Genomic DNA, 3,148 nt, shown 5'->3' on the forward strand with positions numbered 1-3,148 from the left:
GCCGGGCTGGGCGCGGTCGGCCGGGCGGCCCGGAACTCCACCGCCGGTCAGGCCGTCAGGAGCACCGCCGGCCGGGCCGCCTCCGCGCTCACCGGCGCGGTGGCCAAGACCGGCCGCGCCCTGGCCAACGGCGCCCGGGCCTCCGGCGCCAAGGTCGCCCAGGCCGCCCGGGGCATGGGCAAGGGCGTCGCCGACCTCGCGAAACGGGTCGCCGGCCGGGCACCCAAGGGAGAGGTCGTCGATATACCCACGACCAAGCTGGTCACCCAGGCCGAGAAGGACGCGCTGAACGAGTACGTGAAGCGCACCAACGCCTGGCTGGCCGCCAACGGGCCCAAGGCCATCCAGTCCACCCAGGGCCAGCTGTCCAGGGAGAGCAGCGCGGCCGCCCGCGCCGAGCGGCTGCGCGCCCGTCGCGCGGGCACTCCGTACACTGGCCAGGCCGGGCACGTCCCCGACTCGGCCATCTCGGGGACCGCCCAGCCGCCCGCCGGCTGGCTGGACATGCCGGGCAAGTCCAACTCGGTGGCCGGAGGCGTCCTGGGATCCAGGATCGGCGTACTGCTCAGGGGATTCACCATCGACGGAGGACCGCCACTGTGACGGTGCACGACACGGTACGGGCGTTGAGGCCGCTCGCCGGCGACCTCGGCGCCCGGTCCGGGGCCGAGACCGCGTACGGGTACGAACTGCCCGAGGCCCACCGGGAGTTGCTGCGGGAGCTGAACGGCTTCACGGCCTACCACGGCGCCTTCCGGCTCTTCGGCACCGGTCGGCCGGCCCACCTCGACCTCGCGGCCTGGAACGCCCCGCAGACCTGGCGCTTCGCCTGGGACGAGCGGGCGGAACCCTTCGTCTTCTTCGGCGAGACCGCCTGGGGCGACCAGTACGCCTACCGCAGGGAGCCCGGCGGCCGCCTCGCCCCCGAAGTCCACTTCCTGGAGGGCAACTTCCTGCGGTCGGAGGTCATCGCGGGCTCCTTCGAGGAGTTCCTCGCGGACGAGCTCCTGCGCAACGCCAAGGAGCCGTACGACGAGCTGACGGTGGAGGCCGTGGAGCGCTACGGCCCCATCGCCGCCGACCAGCACTGGGCCTTTGTGCCGTCGCTCGCTATGGACGGCACGGAGGACATCGGACAGGTCATGCAGTTGCCGGCGGTGACCGCCATGGTCTACGCGGGCGACATCGCCACGGCCGTCGGGGCGGCCGCGCCCGACGACCTGCTCACCGGGGTCGCCCCCTGGACGGACGATCAGGGGCGGGCACGGTTGCGCGTGCTGTCGGTCGGTCTGTCCTAGGCCTGTCGCAGGGTCTGTCGGAGGGCCTTACCGTCCAGCGCGGGCCGGCCCTCCCCCGGTCGGCCCGCGCTGCACGATTCCCCTCCTGCGCTGCTCCCTATCCAACTCAGAAGGTCAATTCACCCCATCGGACGGGCGCTCGGAGTGAACCGAGGGGTGCATGGGGGCGCGTTCGCCAGGAGATCTGTTGGAACGATCAACGGACCTCTACGGTCGAAACGGGCACTGTGGCGGGGAGGTGCGCGGATGGCGGGGCGGGCCGCCGACGTTGACGATGCGCTGGTACGCATCTGTGATCTGGCCGGACGGCCGCGGGGAACGGGGTTTCTCGCCGACGGCGCCGGCATTCTTCTGACAAGTCATGAGGCCGTCGACGGCCTCGCCCGGCTTGTGCTGCACGCCCACGGCGACCAGACCGTGCTGGCCGAGGCGCACGCGGTCACCCCGCTGCCCGAACTCGGCCTGGCCCTCGTGGCGACCGAGGGGCTGACCGTGCGTCCGCTGCCGGTGGCCGGGTCCGGACCCGCGCACCCGGACGGGAGGGTGCGGCTGCGGGGGCGTACATGGATGGATGCGGCGATCGTGGGCAGCACCCCGGTCACGTACACCGCGACCGACCGCTTCCACCTCCTGGACGAGGTGTACGAACTCGCGGTGGACCCCCTGCACCCGCAGGCCTCGGGCACGCCGGTGCTGGACGCCGAGACGGGCGCGGTGCTGGCGGTGGTCGTCACGGCGATGCAGGCGGGGCACCGGGCGAGCGGCTTCGCGGTGCCGCTGCGGGGGCGCGAGGGTCCGCTGGGCGAGCTGCTGGCCCGGAATGCGGCCACCGTCCCGGCGTACGGGAGGCACCTCAACCTCGCCGGGGCGTTGCAGCTGACGGCCACCTCGGTCGGCTCGGCGGCGGAGCCGCGGGCGTGGCGGGAGCCGGTGGCCCGGCCGGGCACGGCGGAGGAGCTGGGGCGCTTCTCGTCGGGCGGGGCCAACGGCGCGCTCGTGCTCGGCCTCGTCGGCGACCCCGGCTGCGGCCGTACGACCGAGCTCACCGCACTCGCCGCCCGCCGCGCCGTCGGCGCCCAGCCGGAGCCCACCATCTGGCTGCGCGGCGCCGAACTCCGCCCCGGCGACGGCGGGGTGAAGGACGCGGTGGAACGCTCACTGCGTACCGCCGCCCGCATCGTGCACGCCGCGTCGGGCGGCACCGGCGATCCGCCCGAGGCCTCGCCGGACGCCGTCGCCCACCTCGCCAGGACGTCGGGGCGGCCGCTGCTCGTCCTCCTCGACGGACCCGAGGAGATGCCGCCGGTGCTGGCGCACGCCCTGCCCGACTGGACCGCCGGAACCGCGAGCTGGCTACGAGCGGCCGGCGTACGCCTGGTCGTGGCCTGCCGCCCCGAATACTGGGAGCAGGCGGGCGCCCTCTTCCCCGCCGGGATGCCGTACGCCGCCGAGGACCCGTCGGGTGCCCGCGCCCTGCCGCCCTGCGTAGGCCTCGGCGACCTGCCGCCCGAGCAGGCCGGGCACGCCCGGGACCGCTACGGCATCCCGGCCGGGGCGCTGGCCGACGAGGACGCCGCGCACCCGCTGGCGCTGCGGCTGCTCTCCGAGGTGCGCGCCGCGCTGCCGGAGGCTTCCGCCATCGGCACGCACCCCCTACCTTCGGCGGTGGGGGTGCCCCCGGCGAAGCCAGGGGGAGGACCCCCAGACCGGGCCGAGGTCTTCTCGGCGTACCTGGACCTGGTGTGCCTGCGGATCGCGGTGCGGCTGGCGGCGGCCGGGCCGGGCCGGGGGAGTGGCACGGCGGTGCGGCGGCTGGCGGCGCGGGTGGCCGGGCAGGCGCACGAGGCGGC

3 protein-coding genes are annotated in these 3,148 nt (G+C 75.2%); all 3 read left to right on the forward strand.

What is annotated here, in order from left to right; translation table 11 throughout:
- On the forward strand, positions 1-603 hold a 603-nt coding region (locus tag EFK10_RS47125; RefSeq protein WP_164835877.1), incomplete at its 5' end, for a hypothetical protein.
- Positions 600-1,298 (forward strand): SMI1/KNR4 family protein, encoded by a 699-nt coding sequence (locus EFK10_RS07670; RefSeq protein ID WP_127354984.1) that lies wholly within the window; start codon positions 600-602, stop codon positions 1,296-1,298. The genes EFK10_RS47125 and EFK10_RS07670, both read left to right, overlap by 4 nt.
- Positions 1,299-1,544: 246 nt before the next feature.
- Positions 1,545-3,148: S1 family peptidase (locus tag EFK10_RS07675; RefSeq protein WP_164835878.1), on the forward strand; the 1,604-nt coding region annotated here is incomplete at its 3' end.

It is taken from the genome of Streptomyces soli (genome assembly GCF_003999195.1).
Classification (GTDB): domain Bacteria; phylum Actinomycetota; class Actinomycetes; order Streptomycetales; family Streptomycetaceae; genus Actinacidiphila; species Actinacidiphila soli.